At 45.4% G+C, this 19,623-nt stretch carries 20 protein-coding genes and 1 pseudogene; 13 read left to right on the top strand and 8 right to left on the bottom strand.

All coding sequences use genetic code 11. From position 1 onward, the window contains the following. The first annotated feature begins 65 nt into the window (after positions 1–65). The 6 genes from ftsE (at position 66) to xth (ending at position 6,960) form a co-directional block, all read left to right on the top strand. Positions 66–728, top strand: a complete 663-nt coding sequence (gene ftsE, locus ACZ1GZ_RS00770; RefSeq protein ID WP_472666520.1) for a cell division ATP-binding protein FtsE — start codon at positions 66–68, stop codon at positions 726–728. Beyond that, positions 718–1,710: a cell division protein FtsX gene (locus tag ACZ1GZ_RS00775; RefSeq protein WP_472666521.1), complete on the top strand. Its 993-nt coding sequence runs from the start codon at positions 718–720 to the stop codon at positions 1,708–1,710. The genes ftsE and ACZ1GZ_RS00775 overlap by 11 nt, the downstream gene beginning before the upstream one ends. Positions 1,711–1,808: 98 nt before the next feature. Beyond that, complete coding sequence (locus ACZ1GZ_RS00780) at positions 1,809–2,564, top strand: YdcF family protein (protein WP_472666522.1); 756 nt, start codon at positions 1,809–1,811, stop codon at positions 2,562–2,564. Positions 2,565–2,781: 217 nt separating this feature from the next. Beyond that, positions 2,782–5,325, top strand: a complete 2,544-nt coding sequence (locus ACZ1GZ_RS00785) for a DNA translocase FtsK (RefSeq protein WP_472668205.1) — start codon at positions 2,782–2,784, stop codon at positions 5,323–5,325. 106 nt (positions 5,326–5,431) lie between these two features. Next, positions 5,432–6,082 carry an outer-membrane lipoprotein carrier protein LolA gene (locus ACZ1GZ_RS00790; protein WP_472666523.1) on the top strand — a complete coding sequence of 217 codons (651 nt, stop codon included), beginning with the start codon at positions 5,432–5,434 and terminating at the stop codon, positions 6,080–6,082. Between the two features lie 68 nt (positions 6,083–6,150). Further along, positions 6,151–6,960, top strand: a complete 810-nt coding sequence (gene xth / locus ACZ1GZ_RS00795) for an exodeoxyribonuclease III (RefSeq protein ID WP_472666524.1) — start codon at positions 6,151–6,153, stop codon at positions 6,958–6,960. Between the two features lies 1 nt (position 6,961). Here xth and ACZ1GZ_RS00800 read toward each other — a convergent pair whose 3' ends face one another. Both ACZ1GZ_RS00800 and ACZ1GZ_RS00805 read right to left on the bottom strand, forming a co-directional pair. Next, positions 6,962–7,417, bottom strand: a complete 456-nt coding sequence (locus ACZ1GZ_RS00800) for a cyclic nucleotide-binding domain-containing protein (RefSeq protein ID WP_472666525.1) — start codon at positions 7,415–7,417, stop codon at positions 6,962–6,964. Positions 7,418–7,450: 33 nt separating this feature from the next. After that, entirely contained in the window at positions 7,451–8,134 is a 684-nt protein-coding gene (locus tag ACZ1GZ_RS00805; protein WP_472666526.1) for a response regulator transcription factor, read from the bottom strand. Between the two features lie 170 nt (positions 8,135–8,304). Here ACZ1GZ_RS00805 and ACZ1GZ_RS00810 point away from each other — a divergent pair. Continuing rightward, a pseudogene (locus ACZ1GZ_RS00810) lies at positions 8,305–8,855 on the top strand (L,D-transpeptidase family protein). Here ACZ1GZ_RS00810 and ACZ1GZ_RS00815 read toward each other — a convergent pair. The 5 genes from ACZ1GZ_RS00815 to tsaD form a co-directional block, all read right to left on the bottom strand. Beyond that, positions 8,856–9,266 carry a DUF1761 domain-containing protein gene (locus ACZ1GZ_RS00815; RefSeq protein WP_472666527.1) on the bottom strand — a complete coding sequence of 137 codons (411 nt, stop codon included), beginning with the start codon at positions 9,264–9,266 and terminating at the stop codon, positions 8,856–8,858. 89 nt (positions 9,267–9,355) lie between these two features. Then, positions 9,356–9,784: an EVE domain-containing protein gene (locus ACZ1GZ_RS00820; RefSeq protein WP_472666528.1), complete on the bottom strand. Its 429-nt coding sequence runs from the start codon at positions 9,782–9,784 to the stop codon at positions 9,356–9,358. 5 nt (positions 9,785–9,789) lie between these two features. Beyond that, positions 9,790–10,083, bottom strand: coding sequence for a YciI family protein (locus ACZ1GZ_RS00825; RefSeq protein WP_472666529.1), 294 nt, complete (start codon positions 10,081–10,083; stop codon positions 9,790–9,792). 14 nt (positions 10,084–10,097) lie between these two features. Beyond that, positions 10,098–11,096 (bottom strand): NAD(P)H-dependent glycerol-3-phosphate dehydrogenase, encoded by a 999-nt coding sequence (locus tag ACZ1GZ_RS00830; protein ID WP_472666530.1) that lies wholly within the window; start codon positions 11,094–11,096, stop codon positions 10,098–10,100. Further along, entirely contained in the window at positions 11,096–12,211 is a 1,116-nt protein-coding gene (gene tsaD / locus ACZ1GZ_RS00835; RefSeq protein WP_472666531.1) for a tRNA (adenosine(37)-N6)-threonylcarbamoyltransferase complex transferase subunit TsaD, read from the bottom strand. The genes ACZ1GZ_RS00830 and tsaD overlap by 1 nt, the downstream gene beginning before the upstream one ends. Positions 12,212–12,281: 70 nt before the next feature. Here tsaD and hemC point away from each other — a divergent pair, with 70 nt between their 5' ends. From hemC to ACZ1GZ_RS00865, 6 genes are all read left to right on the top strand, one after another. Continuing rightward, a complete protein-coding gene (gene hemC, locus ACZ1GZ_RS00840; RefSeq protein ID WP_472666532.1) occupies positions 12,282–13,211 on the top strand; it encodes a hydroxymethylbilane synthase in 930 nt (309 codons plus the stop codon). A gap of 6 nt (positions 13,212–13,217) precedes the next feature. Further along, positions 13,218–13,949 carry a uroporphyrinogen-III synthase gene (locus ACZ1GZ_RS00845; RefSeq protein ID WP_472666533.1) on the top strand — a complete coding sequence of 244 codons (732 nt, stop codon included), beginning with the start codon at positions 13,218–13,220 and terminating at the stop codon, positions 13,947–13,949. A 64-nt stretch (positions 13,950–14,013) separates the two neighbouring features. Beyond that, positions 14,014–15,324 (top strand): COG4223 family protein, encoded by a 1,311-nt coding sequence (locus ACZ1GZ_RS00850; RefSeq protein WP_472666534.1) that lies wholly within the window; start codon positions 14,014–14,016, stop codon positions 15,322–15,324. 11 nt (positions 15,325–15,335) lie between these two features. Then, positions 15,336–17,042, top strand: coding sequence for a heme biosynthesis HemY N-terminal domain-containing protein (locus ACZ1GZ_RS00855; RefSeq protein WP_472666535.1), 1,707 nt, complete (start codon positions 15,336–15,338; stop codon positions 17,040–17,042). Positions 17,043–17,090: 48 nt separating this feature from the next. Further along, on the top strand, positions 17,091–17,552 hold the full coding sequence (locus ACZ1GZ_RS00860) for a tellurite resistance TerB family protein (protein ID WP_472666536.1): 462 nt from the start codon (positions 17,091–17,093) through the stop codon (positions 17,550–17,552). 5 nt (positions 17,553–17,557) lie between these two features. Further along, entirely contained in the window at positions 17,558–18,271 is a 714-nt protein-coding gene (locus ACZ1GZ_RS00865; RefSeq protein ID WP_472666537.1) for a glutamine amidotransferase, read from the top strand. 22 nt (positions 18,272–18,293) lie between these two features. On the opposite strand, the gene ispG is transcribed toward ACZ1GZ_RS00865, so the two are convergent. Beyond that, a complete protein-coding gene (gene ispG / locus ACZ1GZ_RS00870) occupies positions 18,294–19,526 on the bottom strand; it encodes a flavodoxin-dependent (E)-4-hydroxy-3-methylbut-2-enyl-diphosphate synthase (RefSeq protein ID WP_472666538.1) in 1,233 nt (410 codons plus the stop codon). Between the last annotated feature and the right edge of the window lie 97 nt (positions 19,527–19,623).

The raw sequence follows: 19,623 nt of genomic DNA on the forward strand, positions 1-19,623 counted from the left end.
TAAACACTTGGCTGGGATCTGCAATTAAAGCTATAAGCAGCTTATAGCAAATAGGGAATTTCAAATTGATTCGATTGGAAAATGTTGGTGTCAGATATGGTATGGGTCCAGAAATTCTGCGCGACCTTACTTTTGATATTCCTAAACACTCATTCCAATTTCTAACCGGCCCGTCCGGGGCGGGCAAAACGACATTGATGCGGTTGTTATTTATGTCACTGCGCCCAACTCGCGGTAATATTTCAATGTTTGGCAGAGACGTGATTGATATTCCAAGGGACGAATTACCTTTATTACGACGCCGGATTGGAATCGTTTTCCAGGATTTTAGACTGCTCAATCATCTAACCACGTATGAGAATGTCGCCCTGCCCTTGCGTGTCAGAGGCAAGGAAGAAAGCTCTTATCGCGCTGATGTAGTGGAATTATTGGAATGGGTTGGTTTAGGAGAACGCATTCATGTGCGTCCGCAAGTTTTATCAGGTGGTGAAAAACAACGTATCGCCATTGCGCGTGCGCTTATTGATCGGCCAGAAATCCTGTTAGCTGATGAGCCCACAGGTAACGTTGATCCACCGATGGCATTAAGACTTCTATCATTATTTAAAGAGCTTAATCGGCTTGGGACAGCCGTTCTTATCGCAACCCACGATCTCAATTTGATGGAGCAAGTTGAAGCACGACACATGATCTTATCTGAAGGGCATATCGATATTTATGATAGATAAAGCCAAACAAAGTGTCGCAAAAGTCAAGAAGGTTGCCAAACAGCAGTTTAAGGCACCAGCTCCGATTGTGCCGCCAGCAAATCTATCGAGCAAGGCACTCATCGTCGTTGTGATTATCATGTCATTCTTGGCATGTTTAACACTCGGATTTGTCACGCTTATTCAGGAAACATCTAAAACCTGGCAAAACCAAATTTCTGAGGAAATCACAATCCAAATCAAACCCGAAGAAGGGCGAGATATGGAACTTGCACTTTTGGATGCCAAAAGTTTAGCGCTTGAATTTTCCGGTACATTAAGCGCCGAGATTGTCGATAAAACTGATACCGCAAGACTGTTAGAACCGTGGTTGGGTGAAGGCTTCAACATGGACGAGCTACCCGTCCCACGGTTGTTGATCATTACCATTGATAAAGATAACCCGCCCGACTTTACCAGCATGCGCAAAACGCTGGCTGACACAATTCCAAATGCATATCTAGATGATCACCGCACATGGGCTGGCCGACTTGTCAGCATGGCGCAGAACACAGTTTTCATTGGTGTCGGTTTATTGTCACTTGTGTTAGTTGCAACGACTTTAACCGTGGTATTTGCGACCCGAGGCGCTATGTCGGTCAACCACGAAATCATTGAAGTGCTGCATTTTGTCGGCGCTGAATCCTCATTTGTAGCCAATGAATTTCAAAAACACTTCCTGCTAACCGGCTTTTACGGTGGTGCGATTGGTGGCGGACTGGCTGCATTGGTGTTTTTTGTCACTGACATTTGGCAGGATGCGAGCATGGCAACAGCGCTAAATGATCAGGCAAGCGCCCTATTTGGTAGCTTTTCTATGGGGCCAGCTGGGTATCTCGGAATTGCAATTATTATCGTTACTGTTGCGATATTAACCGCATTAACAACCCGTATCACCGTTATAAGAACCATCCGGGAGATTGATCTGGTAAGATCTGATCCCGCGCGTTCTGACCTTGCCTAACCACGCAATCGCTGTTTGATAACAGTGGGCCTTTCAAATACCCAAAAACGAGCATAAAAAGGTCTGGCCTTTGCCATATTTCAAGGTTACAAATGTGTATGGAAAACAATGACCACAACATTGAACCAACCACTCAAGCTCAAGATCAACAAGACGTTTTGGTCGAAACATCTGATGAAGAGCAAGCGGTTAAAAAGCGTAAATCAAGCTGGGTTGGATGGATTTGGACCCCAATAGCACTCGTCTTATTGTTAGCAATTGGCGTGGGTATTGGCAGTTTTGTGCGCTTTGCTGAAGATGTTGCAAACTTACAAGCACCCGAAATTTCAGAAAAATCGGATGCGATTGTCGTTTTAACTGGTGGCAAAAGCCGCATTACTGAAGCTGTCAATCTACTTAAAGATGGCAAAGCTAATCGCCTTTTCATTTCAGGTGTTAATCCAGACATTTCAGATAGTGAGCTTTTACGCGTATCAGGCGCTGACAAAGCTTTGTTCGATTGCTGCATCGATATTGGTAAAGATGCCAAAGACACAATTGGCAACGGCAAAGAAATTGCCCAATGGGCCACGCAACAAAACTATAAAACTTTGATTGTTGTCACGAACAACTATCATATGCGTCGAAGCCTTTTAGAGCTCTATTCGGCAACATCAGACATTGAACTTATTGCCTACCCAGTGATGAATTCAGAAGTAAAAACAGAGAACTGGTACAAAGACAGACCAACATTGCGTACCCTCATCAATGAGTTTGCAAAACTGAACCTTGCCTATTTCCGTAAATATGTTGGCGTTGAAATGGCAGGAAATCTTTATTCAGAACAAGTAGTTACCAAGCAAGCTGGCGTATAAATATCGCCTTAAATCTCACTTACGACTTTTATTCCATGGTTAATGAGGCATTAACCCACTGCGGGTAAAATTGCGCGAACGCCCTTTATAGGGCCAAACATTGGCATTGATTTGCCACTTGAGTTTAACCCGCGTATTTGGACCTGTTCTGACCATGCAAACGACAGCACATTCGGCCTCAAACCGTAATTATGATAGCAATTCAAGCCAGCGAATTATGCCATATTATCTTAAACGCCAGTTTCAGATCGTCTGTGCCTTCGCAATCTTCTTAGGCTTGGTTTTCGCAAGTGTTTCGCTCGCGACATGGAACGTATTGGATCCCAGTTTCTCTCACAAAACAGCCAATGTTGCGACAAATGCATTTGGATATATGGGTGCCTCATTTGCTGATTTAATGATGCAATTCTTCGGCTTAGCTTCCGTTATTGCACTTCTTCCATCCATCGCATGGGGCATTGCTCTTATGCGTGGCAAGCCATTTGATAGAAAAAGCTCCCGTCTGACCGCATGGTTTTTTGGTGCAATTTTAACAGCAGCGGTCTTCGGCCTCTTCCCAACCACAGAAACTTGGCCTTTACCAACGGGATTGGGCGGTGTCTTGGGTGATATGTTATTAAAGTTGCCTGCAACCATCATTGGCGATTTCCCGAGCGGCATTTTAGCGGTCATGCTGGCTGTATTGCTTTCAGCGCCAGCAATTTGGCTCATGCTCAAAGCGTCAGGGGTTGTGCAAAGAACAACACATATAGCTGATGAACAGGAAAATGAAGAGCTTCCATGGGATGATGCAGACGCGCAAGACGATGAAGAGCGCGAAGGTTCGCTATGGCTTGGAATACTGGCGCATACAATGTTTACACTGCGTGCAAGGCTCCGTCGTTTATTTGGCTTTAAGTCGAACACATCAGACGAATGGGAATACGAAGCTCCTTACGACATGCATGAGAGCGATGGTGGGTTTGACCAACAACAATATATCCAACAAGCTGCACCACATATTGAACCAAGTTTCCGCCAAGAACCGCAGTTTAACACACCAAGTGTTGATGCGCCTTTTTCTGAAGAAGAGCTAGATACAAACGAATTACCTTATCAAGCAGTAAATCGTGTTGCGCAGCGTCAACCCGCGCCTGAGCCGGCTGCATTAAGCCCTCGCGTTGCGCAAGCTGCGCCACCACCGCGTCCGGGTAAACGTGTTGTTCGTGAAGCGCAGGCATCGCTCCTTGCTCCATCGGATTTCGAGCTTCCATCAATCCATTTACTGGCTGAACCTAAAAATATCGTTCAAGATGCGACCTTATCTCCTGAAGCACTTGAACAAAATGCACGTATGCTGGAAGGCGTTTTGGAAGACTTTGGTGTAAAAGGTGAAATTATCCATGTACGCCCAGGTCCTGTTGTTACACTTTATGAACTCGAGCCAGCGCCGGGGATTAAATCATCCCGCGTCATTGGCCTTGCTGATGATATTGCCCGCTCTATGAGTGCAATCGCAGCCCGTGTTGCTGTGGTGCCCGGTCGTAACGCAATTGGTATCGAACTCCCGAACCAAACACGTGAAACGGTATATTTCCGTGAGATGATCGCCAGCCGTGATTTTGAAGCCAATAAAGGCAAGTTACCACTCTCATTGGGTAAGACAATTGGTGGTGAACCCGTTTTTGCTGACCTTGCGAAAATGCCTCACGTACTTGTTGCCGGTACCACGGGCTCTGGTAAATCCGTTGCGATTAACACCATGATTTTATCTATTTTGTATCGCTTTAATCCATCGCAATGTCGCCTGATCATGATTGATCCAAAAATGCTTGAGCTATCTGTCTATGATGGCATCCCGCATCTTTTAACACCTGTGGTGACTGATCCGAAGAAGGCCGTTGTTGCGCTTAAATGGACTGTGCGCGAGATGGAAGATCGCTATAAGAAAATGTCCAAATTGGGCGTACGTAATATCGATGGCTTTAACCAGCGCGCTGAAGAAGCACGACGCAAGGGTGAAGCAATCACACGTACGGTTCAAACAGGCTTTGATAAGGAGACGGGTGAAGCGGTTTACGAGACCGAAGAATTTGATCTCGAACCGCTACCATATATCGTTGTGATCATCGATGAGATGGCCGATTTGATGATGGTCGCTGGTAAAGATATTGAAGGTGCTGTTCAGCGACTAGCGCAGATGGCGCGTGCTGCTGGTATCCACGTTATTATGGCAACGCAGCGTCCATCGGTGGATGTGATCACCGGTACAATTAAAGCCAACTTCCCAACGCGAATTTCCTTCCAGGTAACATCAAAAATTGATTCGCGCACAATCCTTGGTGAGCAAGGTGCGGAGCAACTACTTGGTATGGGTGATATGCTCTTCATGGCAGGCGGTGGACGCATCCAGCGTGTGCACGGCCCGTTTGTGTCTGATCGCGAAGTTGAAGGTGTTGTTGATCATCTGAAAACCCAAGGCGTTCCGCAATACCTAGATGCAATTACCGCTGATGATGAAGAAAATGAAGACACAGGTGGCGGTCCAAAAGGCACGGGCAACCTTGCAGATTCAGATGACCCATATGATCAAGCTGTCGCCGTTGTGTTGCGCGATGGCAAAGCATCAACATCTTACATCCAGCGCCGTTTGGGCATTGGGTATAACCGCGCAGCATCGCTGATTGAACGGATGGAAGAAGAAGGTGTTATCGGACCAGCAAACCACGCTGGTAAACGTGAAATTCTCGTTCCAACCGAAAAAGACATCATGGGTGAGTAAACATAATCAGGCATTTGACATTTAGATGCCTTGTCGCAATCATGCCTCAGTTTTCTAGTATTTCGTATTTCTGATGGATCATTTAACCACACTGGAATTGAAGTATATGATAAATGCAAAAAATCGGATCATCGGCTTTACACAGCTTGTGAAAAAGCAATCTAAGCTCGCTGTTATTGCAACTAGCATGTTGGTTGCAAGCTCAATCAGCGCAAGCGCAAATAATGAAACAGCGCAAAAAATTGCCGATCACTTTGCTTCTGTAAAAACAATGATGGGTGAATTTGTACAGCTAAGCCCCGATGGCAATCAGGTTGCCGGAAAATTCTTTATCTCACGCCCTGGCAAACTACGTTTTAATTATGAAAAACCATCAGCAGTGCGCGTCATTTCAGATGGCAAAAACTTGGCTGTTGGCAACCAAAAACTCAAAACGTGGAGCCTTTATCCACTGCGCACCACGCCATTGAAGTTGCTTTTATCCGACAAAATAGACCTGTCATCAAAAACCGTAAAGTCGGTAACGGAAGATGAAAACCTGACCACAATTGTCATGGGAAACAAATCCGTTTTTGGCAAATCAACGATCACGATGATGTTTGATCCAAAAACTTATGAACTGCGTCAATGGACGATCAAAGATGCGCAAGGCAAAGATACAACGGTAATGATTTTTAATATCGAGACTGGTGTTGACTTCGCCCGCAGTGTTTTCCGCGTACCTTATGAGAGTGCTAGAAAAAATAAAAACGGATAAGCTTTAAAAGCTGTTCAGAATCCTTTAGACCTCCTTGGGCTGTTACTTACAGATCAAGGAGTTTTATTTTGGCATTTACAATCGCAACATGGAATATCAATTCAGTTCGCCTACGCATGCCCATTGTGGAAGCGTTTTTAGAAGAACATCAACCTGATGTTTTGTGTTTGCAGGAAATCAAATGCGAAAATGATTCGTTTCCATCAGGCGGGTTTCGCAAATTAGGGTATCAGCATTTCGCGATCCATGGCCAAAAAGGCTATCACGGCGTAGCAACAGTCTCCAAGACCCCGGTGAAGGACATTCAGCGCCAAGACTTTTGCGGCAAAGGTGACGCAAGACACGTCTCAGCTATCGTAGAAACTGGGTCTAGAGATCTGCGCATTCATAACTTTTATGTGCCAGCGGGTGGTGATGAGCCTGACCGCGAGAAAAATGTCAAATTCGCCCACAAACTTGATTTTCTGGAAGAGATGAAGGCCATTCATGCTGAGGCAGAGCACAAGGATGAAGTTTCATCCGTTCTTGTTGGCGATTTAAATATCGCACCTGCGGAAACGGATGTCTGGTCGCATAAGCAGCTTTTAAAAGTCGTCAGCCACACACCGATTGAAGTTGATGAGCTTAACGATGTGCAAGCCAAAGGTGCTTGGCACGATCTGGTGCGCGCGCATATTCCCGTAGAAGAAAAGCTATTTAGCTGGTGGAGTTATCGCTCAAAGGATTGGAGCAAAGCAGATAAAGGTCGTCGTCTCGATCACATCTGGTCATCAAAAGACCTTGCAAGCAGCTTGGAAAAAGTTGACGTATTACGTCATATGCGCGGCGTTGAAAAACCGTCCGATCACGTGCCGATGATTGCGCATCTTAAACTATAAATCAGCGAAATTTTTCGCCCAATTGGTTGAGCTTGATCGCAAGCTCACCAAGATTTTGTTGTATACGCTCTCGAAGCTTATCAGCAATTTGCGGATATTCAGCCATAAGCCGGTGAAAAACGTCTCTGTCAATTTTGATCAGATCAGATGTCTCTACAGCTTTGATCGTAAATTGCCGTTCAGAAGGTGCAATCAATGCGATTTCACCCATCAATCCACCACGCCCCAGAATACCCTGAGAAACAGGCTCACGTTCCCCAAGGGTCCATAATATTTCAACTTCACCTGATGCTACAACATAGGCACAACTCGCCGCATCGCCCTGACGATAAAGCGTATCACCTTTGATTAAATTGCGATGATCGCCACCAAATGCCACCAGCCTTAATGCATCGACAGGCAATTCAGAAAAGAGTGGCGTGTCTCGCAAAACGCTTAAGTCATCATTCAAAGCCATTAAGGCAATTCCCCCTAATTACGGATAATCTCGTTAAGGAACGAGTTTATAACCACCGCTTTCCGTCACCAAAATTTCAGCGTTGGATGGGTCTTTTTCAATTTTTTGACGCAGTCGGTAAACATGCGTTTCCAGCGTGTGCGTGGTTACACCGGAATTATAACCCCAAACCTTCTCCAAAATATCATTACGCGGCACAACTTTCTGTTCAGCGCGATAAAGGAAACGAATGATCGAAGCTTCTTTCTCAGTCAGACGAATTTTATTTTCATCTTCATCGATCAGAACTTTCTGACTTGGTTTAAACGTGTAAGGACCAACAACAAATGTCGCATCTTCGCTTTGCTCATGTTGGCGAAGCTGCGCGCGAATTCGCGCCAGCAATACAGCAAATCTAAATGGCTTTGGTACATAATCATTCGCGCCGGCTTCTAAACCTAAGATCGTGTCTGAATCTGTATCATGACCGGTAAGCATAATGATTGGCGCTTTAAAGCCGCCTTTGCGCAGAAGCTTCACCGCTTCGCGACCATCCATATCCGGCAAACCCACATCCATAATCAACAAATCAAGATGATTGTCTCTGGCCGTTTTAACACCCTTCGTTGCCGTGCTTTCCTGAATGATAAAAAATTCTTCATAAAGAGAAAGTTGCTCAATGAGCGTCTCACGTAAATCATCATCATCATCAACCAGTAGGATTGTGCGTGCAGACATGAATAATTCCTTTTTTCTTTGTTACGGCGAACTTATTATAGAACACCAGAATTGGCAAAGAGTTACTTCAATTCTCCAATACCAAATCTTTTATCAATTGGCCTTAGTCAAGAATCGTGGCAATTTGTGGGACATGTCTCGATCCTTTTTCAACCCAGTAACGTTAAACTATGAAGCCTGCTAGTAAATCTCGATCACATAATGGTGTAAACCGCGTCATCGTGCGGCAACGACCAGGTGTTAAAACACAGTGCCTAGTAAGGGTTGGCTCCCTAACTTTCAAAGGCGCGTTGGGCCGCTCGGCTCGGACTATTTTTAAGCGTGAAGGAGATGGCGCAACTCCAATAAAATCAATGGCTTGCCTATATGGATTTTATAAGTATCGGCATCGTTTTCATATTCGGACAAAGCTGCCAATGACCGCAGCGTCGGCAAAAATAGGATGGTGTGATCAAAGCGATCACGCAAGCTATAATCGAGCGGTTAAACTCCCTTTTTATCATCACATGAAACCATAATTCGAGATGATATGCTTTATGATTTTGTGATTGTGCTTGATTGGAATATCTCATCGCGCAAACGTCATTGCGGTAGCGCCATTTTCTTTCACGTAGCCAAACCTGGCTATCCACCAACACAAGGATGCATAGCCATTTCCCGGCAAGATATGATGCGGCTATTGCCACTAATGAGCACAAATACGATTGTCAAAGTGATTTAACTATACGCCAAACCATCCAATAACGCTGCCCATTACGCATGCAACCAACAACCAATGTATGCCGTCAATGATCGTTAAATCCCAACCAAAATCTTGATAGCGATGATTGATCGTCATGGTTGGCATAATAATACCCAACCAAAGAAAGAAACCAGAGATTAATCCGTTTATTAATGTCACCTGACCTTCGCCTAAATGCCCAATGACGCCTGCGATCATTACGGCTAAAACGAGTTGACAAATGAATGTAATAACAAACAAACTAGGCTTCATATTGGGCTCTTCGCCCTCAGGAATCTTGACAGCCTTCATCCATTGTTTAGCCATGGTGCCATAATAAACAGCTCCAATAACAAACGCGGCAATAGTTGCCGCAATGATCGCGATATAATTTATTCCATCAAATTGCATATCTACTCCTCCATCCTTGGAAGATGTAAATTATAGCAATTTTCAATGAAATTGAATAACTAAGATTTATTCATGCCAATTTGGCACAGCTACATTGGCGGGTTTGCCAACTCACCCATGCGGCAGACTTCAAGATATTCATCTTCTGTCACTGGCTGAACCGAAAGACGCATCGATGTCACCAAAGACATGTTTGCCAAGGCTTCATTGGCTTTCACATCTTTCAAGGTCACGGGTTTTGGCATATCGCAGAGGGCTTTGATATCGACACAATCCCAGCGCTCATCATCGGTGGTAGAATCTGGATGCGAGAGCGCGCAAACTTCCACAATACCAACCACTTCAAGGCCCTCATTGGAATGATAAAAAAAGCCTTTATCACCTAATTTCATCAAGCGCATATTGTTGCGTGCTTGATAGTTGCGAATACCATCCCATTCTTCGCCGGCTTCGCCTTTCGCCTTTTGCATTTCCCAAGACCACTTAAATGGTTCCGATTTAAAAAGCCAAAATGCCATCTAACTTACGCCTCCGGTGCGTGGAAAATCCATGTGTAAGGTTTAATATCAACCTTTTCAAACAACCCTGCATGCGCATAAGGATCTTGCGATGCGATGTCTTCCGCTTCTTTTTTGCTATCAAGCTCAAGAATAATCAGGCTGCCGCATGGCTTTTCATCATCATCAAGCAAAGGACCGGCAGCCTTAACAATACCCTTTTCGTCAAGGTCTTTTAAAAAAGCGACATGGTCAGGGCGGGTATCCATCCGAACCTGCAAAGCACCTGGTTTGTCATGACACATAAGGGCAAAATACATATAATATACTCCGGTTATTCCTGCTCACGGCGCAAAGGGCGCGCCAGAAGCTGTTGAATTGCTTGGGTTACATCTAGCCGACCTTGGATAATATCCGCAACCGAATTTGTAATCGGCAGGATAATATTTTCGCGATTGCTCAATTCACTCGCTGCAATCGCTGCATTCGCACCTTCAACCAATGGCTTATCCGGACCGACGAGATCAGAAGGTGCCACACCTTTTCCTAGCTCAATGCCAAATCGATAATTGCGTGATTGTTCACTTGTCGCAGTTAAAACTAAGTCCCCAAGTCCCGATAAGCCTGATGCTGTTTCGGCTTTACCACCCATGAACAATATATACCGCGATAGTTCCGCCAACCCGCGGGCAATGACAGACGCGCGCGCACTCTCCCCAAGACCTGCACCCATTACGACCCCAGATGCAATTGCCAATACATTCTTTAATGCGCCCCCGGTTTGCACACCAGTAAGATCGTCACTGCCATAAAGTCGAAACGTCTGGCGGGAAAGTGTGTTGGACAAATCTTGCGCCAGCTCTAAATTGTGCGCAGCTAGTGTCATGGCAGTGGGCAAACCTTTTGCGATATCAGATGCGAAACCAGGACCAGATAAAACGGCAATCTCATTGCCGGGTAATATCTCGCTAACGCGGTCGCTCATTAATCCACCAGAGCTTTTATCAAAGCCTTTTGAACATATAACCAACGGTGTCGTGTCCTGAAGTATTGATGCAACCTGCTGCGCAAAATGAATTTGCGCACCCGTTGGAACGACGGACAGCAAAACATCTGCTGTTTGTATACATGCAATATCACTTGCGATCGTAAGTGCATCTGGCACTTTAACATCCGGCAAGCGTGATTGGTTCACCCTTAACGTTTGCATTTGTTTCGCGTTGTCTTCATTGCGCATAAGCAGTGTAATATTATTTGCATTATCTGCAGACATTACAATGGCCAATCCGGTACCAAATGCACCACCGCCAGCAACAACAATATTTTTGCCCATTAGGCTTTTGCTCCTCGTTTTCCCGACCCCACTTTGCTGTTTGCGCTTTCATCAAGCGGCCATCTTGAACGTGGCGCAATATCTAACGCATCCGGCTCAAAGCCTAAAACCATTCGTTCCGCGGCAGCCCATGCAATCATGGCTGCATTATCAGTACAAAGGTGATGTGGTGGCGCGACGAATTTCACACCATGCTCATCACACAAGCTATGTAGCAAATTTTGGATTTTCTTGTTCGCGGCAACCCCACCTGCGACAACAAGTGCGGGTTCTACCGGCAGATCATTACGATCTGTATATGATTTTAAAGCGCGTGAAATTCTGTCGCGCAAAGTAGCAGCGACGGATTTTTGAAAACCAGCGCAAATATCATTCACATCCTGATCTTTCAAAGGTTGAATTTTTGTCGCTGTTTGGCGCACAGCGGTTTTCAAACCTGAAAATGAAAAATCAAAGCTCTTGTGTCCGCGCATCGGCACAGGCAAATCAAAACGGTTTTCATCACCTTGTAACGCAGCTTTTTCAACGGCTGGACCACCCGGATAAGGCAAGCTCAGCAGTTTCGCTGTTTTATCAAACGCTTCCCCCAACGCATCATCAATTGTCGTGCCCCAACGTTCATAAGAGCCAACACCTTTTATTAAGATAAGCTGCGTGTGACCACCTGACAACAGCAACAGTAAATATGGAAATTCCAATTGATCCGTCAGTCTCGCGGTCAGCGCGTGCCCTTCAAGATGATTAATCGCAAATAGCGGTTTATTTTTTACCATTGCCAGCGCCTTTGCTGACATTAACCCAACCATCAAGCCACCGATTAATCCAGGACCCGACGTGGCCGCAAATGCATCAATATCATCAAGCGTGCACTCCGCTTCATCGAGTGCTTGGGCAATCAAACCATCCAGTTTTTCAACATGTGCTCGCGCCGCGAGCTCTGGAACAACACCACCGAAATTCTCATGCTCGTCAATTTGCGAATAAACAATATCGCTATCAATGCACGAATTGCCATCACCAAGTCTGGTCACGACCGCGGCAGCCGTTTCATCACAACTTGTCTCAATTCCCAATATTTTGAATTGTTCTAAGTTTTTTATCGGCTTTTTCGACATAGATGGTTTCCAACAAATATTCTTTGGCGTAAAGCCTTTTATATGGTCAGGTAGCAATGGAAAACCGCAGATGCAAACAAAACCTTTTCAAATCGGCACAAGAGGTGGCCCCTTAGCGCTCTATCAGGCACATGAAGTACGTGATCGACTGATGGCGGCTCATGGTTTGCCGCAAGACGCGTTTGAAATTGTTGTTTTGTCCACAAAAGGTGATCGCATTACCAATAAAGCACTTTCAGAAATTGGCGGAAAAGGTCTCTTTACCCTCGAACTTGAAGAAAAACTTCATGATGGATCGCTGGATTTTGCCGTACATTCATCCAAGGATATGGCAACCACACTACCTGACGGACTTTATATTTCGGCCTTTCTACCAAGGGAAGATGTAAGAGACGCATTTATCGGCGGTACAGCACCAACTATTTCTGAACTTCCAGAAAACGCACTTATCGGATCTTCCTCATTGCGACGTCAGGCTCTTATCCGCCGCATGAGACCTGATTTGCGCGTCACTATTTTCAGAGGATTGGTTGAAACAAGACTGCGTAAACTTGCAGAAGGACAAGTCGATGCAACACTTCTTGCCTATGCAGGCATGAAACGTTTGGGGATTGAAGACAAAGCGACCGAAATTTTCGACACATCAAAGTTCCTAACCGCACCCGGGCAAGGTGCAATTTGCGTCGAAAGCCGGATTGGCGACGAAAAGATCGACAATCTTTTAGCTCCAATAAATCACCAACCCACACATACAGCTTTATTGTGTGAGCGGGCATTTTTAAGATCGCTTGATGGCTCTTGCCGCACCCCAATAGCTGGTTATGCCACAATCGAAGGAGATGCGGTCAATTTCTCAGGTATGATCCTCACACCTGATGGCCAAACTGTTTATGATATTCAAACCCAGGGTAAATCGAAAGATGCTGAAATGCTGGGTAAAAACGCTGGCGATACTCTTCGAGAACAGGCCGGCACATCATTTTTTGACGGCTGGGGCTAAGAGCAAATGGCGCAGGTACTTGTTTTAAGATCTGAACCTGCAGCGTCAGAAACCGCACGTAAAATTTCAGCACTCGGTCATTGCCCGGTTCTTCTGCCTTTGAAAAAGTGCGTCTGTCAAAGTGATATCACACTACCGGAAGCGAAAAAGATTTCAGGTTTTGTTTTCACAAGTGCCAATGCCATTAGATGCTTAGGCGAAAGCACAAATGTCGAGAAAACTTTATCAAACTTGCCAACTTATTGTGTCGGCGCACGAACCGCTGAAATTGCGCAAGGCATGGGGTTTTGTGACATAACGTGCGGCGAAGGTGGTGGCAGGTCATTAGCAAAAGACATTATAGCTGATCATGACAGCGGGAAAATCCAATCATCAGCAGAAACTCCCCTTTATTATTTTACACTTGAAAAGCGTACGCCAGATCTCGAGCAATCACTTAATCAGGCTGAAATTTTTATAAAACCGATTATATCCTATGAAATGATTGATCAAATATCGGATGAGAGTCTTCAAAACACGCTCGACAATGGCCATATTGATATTGTTCTGTTTTATGCAAAAAGCGCTGTGCGGCGTTTCTTCGCGATTGAAGACGAAACCCAGCACAACTTGTTTACAAATATGCAGTTTGGGTGTTTAAGCAAGGAAATAGCAGGCGCTGTTCCACGACATTTTGCTGATCAAATTGTCATTGCAGAAAAACCGAGCGAAACACATCTTTTAGCCTGTATTGGTTGATAGACTTATATTAAATTACCAGTCAAAGTTATTCCTGCTTTGGCATTTTATGAGATGATAAAACATGGTCAAGACACCTCGACACTCCAAACCAACCGATGAAGGCAAGACAATTGACTTAGATTCAAAGGATGTAAGCACTCTTGATGAAGAGAATCTGGAGAAAGAAACAGCAGGCTCGACTGATAAAAGTTCAAACGATGATCAATCATCTCATGAAACCGAGGCTCAAAAATCTGACGAAACAAATGAAGTAAAAGTAAAAGCTTCTAAAAAATCAGGATCCCCTGTAAGCGCTGGTATCATCGGAGCAGTTGTCGCGTTAATCGGCGGCGCAGGCCTTCAATGGGCAGGAATTTTACCAACATTGCAAAATTCATCCCCTCAAATCAGTGCGGAAGTTTCAGAAAAGCTCAGCGGAATTGAGCAAAATCTAACGGCTCTGGACACACGTTTTTCAGAACAAAGCACGTCAGATTCCGCATCTTTGATGAGCAACCTAACCGCCTTAACCGCGCGTATTGATGCTCTTGAAACATTGGTTCAGAACGACAATACCGGAGCGTTAGAAGCCATTAGTTCGATAAATTCGCGCCTTGATGAAATGTCTTCAACTATCATCAACATGCAGCAATCGCCATCAACAGGCTCTGAAAATGTTACAACATTACCTGAAGGCTTGCAGGATGAAATTGCAAATCTAGTTGCATTAAGTGCGGCACAAGCGACAGAAATCAACAATCTGAAAGCGCTAATTGAAACAACCACTCAGGCTTCATCAATAGATGATGCAACAGCTAAAACGCTCGCTGACTTACAATCTCGTTTAGGTGAGGCAGAAACAGCACTTGCGAAATCTCAAAGCGATGTCCCCATTGCAAGATCACTCGCAGCGGTTACGGTGAAAAACGCAATCGATCGCGGTGGAAAATTTTCTGTTGAACTTGATGCTTATGCCCAGCTTGATGGCGACAACCCAGCTTTAGCTGAATTGCAGGCCATTGCAGAGACAGGTGTATTGTCTCGCGCAGATTTGGTGCAACAATTTGATAATATTGCTAATCAGATCATCAGCGCAGATAAACCTGAAAATGCCGAAACAGATATTATGGCACGGTTGCTGGACAGCGCAGCGAACATGGTCAAAATCCGTCAGGTTGGAGAAGTGGAAGGCGATACCGCCGAAGCAATTGTTGCACGTATGGAACAACGCCTGTTGTCAGGTGAACTTGAAGACGCAATGGACGAATGGCAAAAACTATCGGATGCAAGCAAATCCGTGTCACAAAATTATTCTGATCAATTGCAAGCACGCATCACAGCGGAAAAGCTTGCCGATCAACTTTTGCAGGCACGTCCTGCCACAGCAGGCTAAGGTAAAAGCGTATGATTAAAGGTCTCATATTTATTGTAATTGTTCTGGCAATGGGTGTTGGGTTTGCTTGGCTTGCAGATCGCCCGGGTGAAATGTTGATCAACTGGCAAGGCCAGCAAATTGAACTTTCCTTGATGACGGCTGTCAGCATTATTGTCACCATTATTGTTGCTGTGATGCTGACATGGTGGATTATTCGAGTCATTTTGACTTCCCCTGAAATCATGTCCAAGTTCTTTAAAACGCGCAAACGTGATCGTGGTTATAAAGCCCTGTCTGATGGTTTAATTGCTGCAGGCGCTGGCGATGCTTCAATGGCAAAGAAGTTGACCAAACAAAGTAAAAACCTATTGGATGAGGAAAGCGAACCACTTTTAAATCTGCTTGAAGTTCAAACAGCAATGATTGACGGGCGCGACGATGACGCGCGCGCTTCGTTGCAGAAAATGGCCGACAAACCCGAAACTGCTGTTTTAGGTCTGCGCGGACTTTATCTTGAAGCAAAAAGACTGGGAGCAGGAGAAGCTGCCCGCCAATATGCGATGAAAGCGGCTGATCAGGCTCCACATCTTTCATGGGCAAGTGATGCTGCAATTGAATATTGCGCCCAGGATGCAGACTGGGATGATGCTATTCGTCGCTTGGAAAAACAGCGTAGTGCCGGTGTTATTTCAAATGAAGATGCAAAACGTAAAAAGGCGATTTTATTGGCAGGACGTGCGCTCACGCGTTCAGATGGCGAGTTACCAGAAATCAGCAAAGATGCACAGGCTGCACTTTCTCTTGCAGCTGATTTAGTACCTGCTGCGACAATTGCAGCAAAAGCATTATTCCGTCAGGGAAATTTGCGCAAAGGTTCAAAAATCCTTGAGAAATTGTGGAAGGAGCAACCGCACCCACAAATCGCTGATACATATGTTAATGCACGTGTTGGCGATACCGCAGGAGATCGGCTCAAGCGCGCTCAAAAGCTGGAAAGCCTTAGAGGCAATCAGGTAGAATCTTTGTTTATTGTGGCAAAAATGGCGCTGGAAACACGCAATTTCGAACTTGCGCGTTCAAAGGTTGAAGCCGCAGCGAGATTAGATCCACGTGAAAGCATGTATTTGCTTCTAGCTGACATCGAAGAAGCTGAAACAGGTGATCAAGGTCGCGTACGCTACTGGCTCTCATGCGCTGTCAAAGCACCACGCGATCCGCAATGGACGGCCGATGGCTATGTCAGCGACAAATGGGCACCTTTCTCCCCTGTCACCGGCAAATTGGATAGCTTTGAATGGAAAACACCATTAACAGCGTTAACGGGTCCTGTTGCTGAAGGCGACGTTGCAGACAACGGCTTTGACGAAGCCATGTCAAATCTGCCTGCCATTGCCGCAATGCCGGAAGCTGCACCTGCTGAGCATGCAGCCGTAGAAGAAGACGTCGTCGTTACGACAGATGATGACAACGTCATTGAGATCGTACCTGATGCTGAAACATCAGAGGAAACCGTTGAAACTTCTGAGGAAACATCTTCGCAAGAAACCGAAACGCCAAAGGAAGATGATACCGAGACAGCAGCAGTAGTTGAACCTGTGACGCAGGAAGCTCCCGCGGACGTAACAGTGCCAGAAGAAGAACCGGTAAAAGAAGTGACAAGTTTGAGAGTTGATGATCCCGGCGTTGATGAAAACGTGAACGAAACGGATAAAAAAAGCCGTTTCAGCTTGTTTTAATTCGATATTGCAACCATATTCAGCCCACACATTTAGGTTGGAGAAAACATGCTCATTGATCGGCTGCATCAATTTTTTGAATCCTTGGCGCAAGATGATGCGCAAAGTGTCAAAGCTGACAAAAACGATCCTCAAGTCGCAGCCACTGCGCTCTTTCATCATCTAATTGAAGCGGATGGTGAAACCGCGGAGAGTGAAACTCAACGATTGAAAGAAATTCTCAGTTCAGAATTTGATATCAGTGTTGATGAAGCTGTTGCGCTTTATCAGGCTGGGCAAGCAGCAGATAAAGATGCGGTTGATCTTTATTCATTCACCAGCGTACTTAAGGTAAAGTTGGATGAACAGCAAAAAGTAGATCTTGTAGAAATCCTATGGGATCTGGCCTATGCAGATGGACATCGCCATGAACTTGAAGACCATGTGATCTGGCGTATCTCCGATCTTTTGGGCGTATCAGCCCGCGAGCGGGTTTTGGCAAGACAACGTATTGAGGCTGAGCGTAACTAAAGTCTATGATCGATCACCTACCAGATTCAAAACCAAAAATTCTCATCGTTTTACACCAGGTCACCTCAACACCGGGGCGTGTCGGACAGCTTTTGGTCAAAATGGGATTTGAGCTCGATATCAAACGTCCACCATTAGGTGATCAATTACCAGAGACACTTGCAAACTATCATGGTGCCGTTATGTTCGGCGGACCCATGAGCGCCAATGATGATTTTGAATATGTTGGTCGCGAGATCAATTGGCTCGACATTCCTCTTAAGGAAAATAAACCGTTTCTGGGGATTTGTTTAGGTGCACAAATGCTGGTCAGACATTTGGGCAAGAAGGTTTATTCTCACCCTGAAAAGCTAGTAGAGATCGGCTGGTATCCGCTTGAAACAACCGATGCAGGCAAAGAACTCATGGAATGGCCTGAGATGGTGTACCAATTCCATCGCGAAGGATTTGAGCTTCCAGAAGGCGCTGTGCATTTAGCTGGTTCAAAGGATTATCCCAATCAGGCATTTCGCTATGGTGAAAATGCTTGGGCAGTCCAATTCCATGCAGAGCTCACCCTTGCAATGATGCATCGATGGGTCGTGAAAGCCGAGGAACGCTTCGAATTACCCGGTGCGCAAAATGGGCCGCTGCATCTTAAGGGAAGACTTTTATATGATCAGGAATTATTAGCTTGGCTGAAGGTCTTTTTACAAAAAGTATTCGGCTCCGCACATTAGCAATATCCATTAGCCATTTTGCTTATTGATAGTGCTCTTCAATATATTTCTTGACCAAACCTTCAAAATCCCCGGCAATATTTTCACCACGCAAAGTGACTGCTTTCTCACCATTGATGAACACAGGCGCTGCAGGCGTTTCGCCAGTACCCGGGAGTGAAATTCCGATATTTGCGTGTTTTGACTCGCCCGGACCATTTACAATACAGCCCATCACTGCAACCTGAAGATTTTCAACGCCTGGATATTTCTCACGCCATACAGGCATATTTTTACGCAGATCACCCTCAATCTTTTGCGCCAATTCTTGGAAAACTGTTGACGTTGTGCGCCCACAGCCCGGACATGCAGCGACCACAGGCAAGAATTGGCGAAAGCCCATCACTTGCAATAGCTCTTGCGCCACCTGCACTTCGCGCGTCCGATCACCACCTGGTTCCGGCGTTAATGAAATTCGAACGGTATCACCAATGCCTTGTTGCAACACAATACCAAGCGCTGCAGATGATGAGACAATACCTTTCGATCCCATACCGGCTTCGGTAAGGCCCAGATGCAATGCATAATCACCACGCGCCGCCAATTGTGAGTAGACAGCAATGAGATCCTGCACACGAGACACTTTGGCAGACAAAATAATCTTGTCACGCCCGAGGCCAACTTCTTCTGCCAATTGTGCTGATAAAAGCGCAGATTGAATGATCGCTTCATGCATAACTTGATCAGCGGTAAGAGGTGAACCGTTTTTCAAGTTTTCATCCATCAACCGCGTGAGCAATTCCTGATCAAGCGAACCCCAGTTTACGCCAATGCGCACGGGTTTATCATATTCAATAGCGGTCTCAATGATCTGCGAGAATTGTTTGTCTTTTTTGGCCTTAAAACCAACATTACCCGGATTAATCCGATATTTAGCTAATGCTTCCGCGCATGCAGGATGATCGGCTAGTAATTTATGACCAATATAATGAAAATCACCAATGAGCGGTATATCAAGACCTAAACGCTCCAAGCGTTCGCGAATTTTAGGAACAGCCGCCGCACTCTCATCGCGGTCCACGGTAATTCGCACCAATTCGGAACCAGATTTTGCCAGAGCCGCAACTTGCGCGACTGTCGCGTCAATGTCCGCAGTATCCGTATTCGTCATGGACTGGACGACGATTGGTGCATTGCCGCCAACCGTGACACCACCAACTTTAACCGCGACAGAATTCCTGCGTGGCTTTGGACCTAGATCTAAACATTCAGACATCGGAAACCTTTGTTCAAATAAGCTAAAACAAGCGACGATTTGCTGCCCAAGAAGTGGGAAATTGCAAACCAATTGTCAACAGCTGGTCAATTGATAG

The sequence above is a fragment of the Lentilitoribacter sp. JB5-8 genome, from assembly GCF_055693385.1.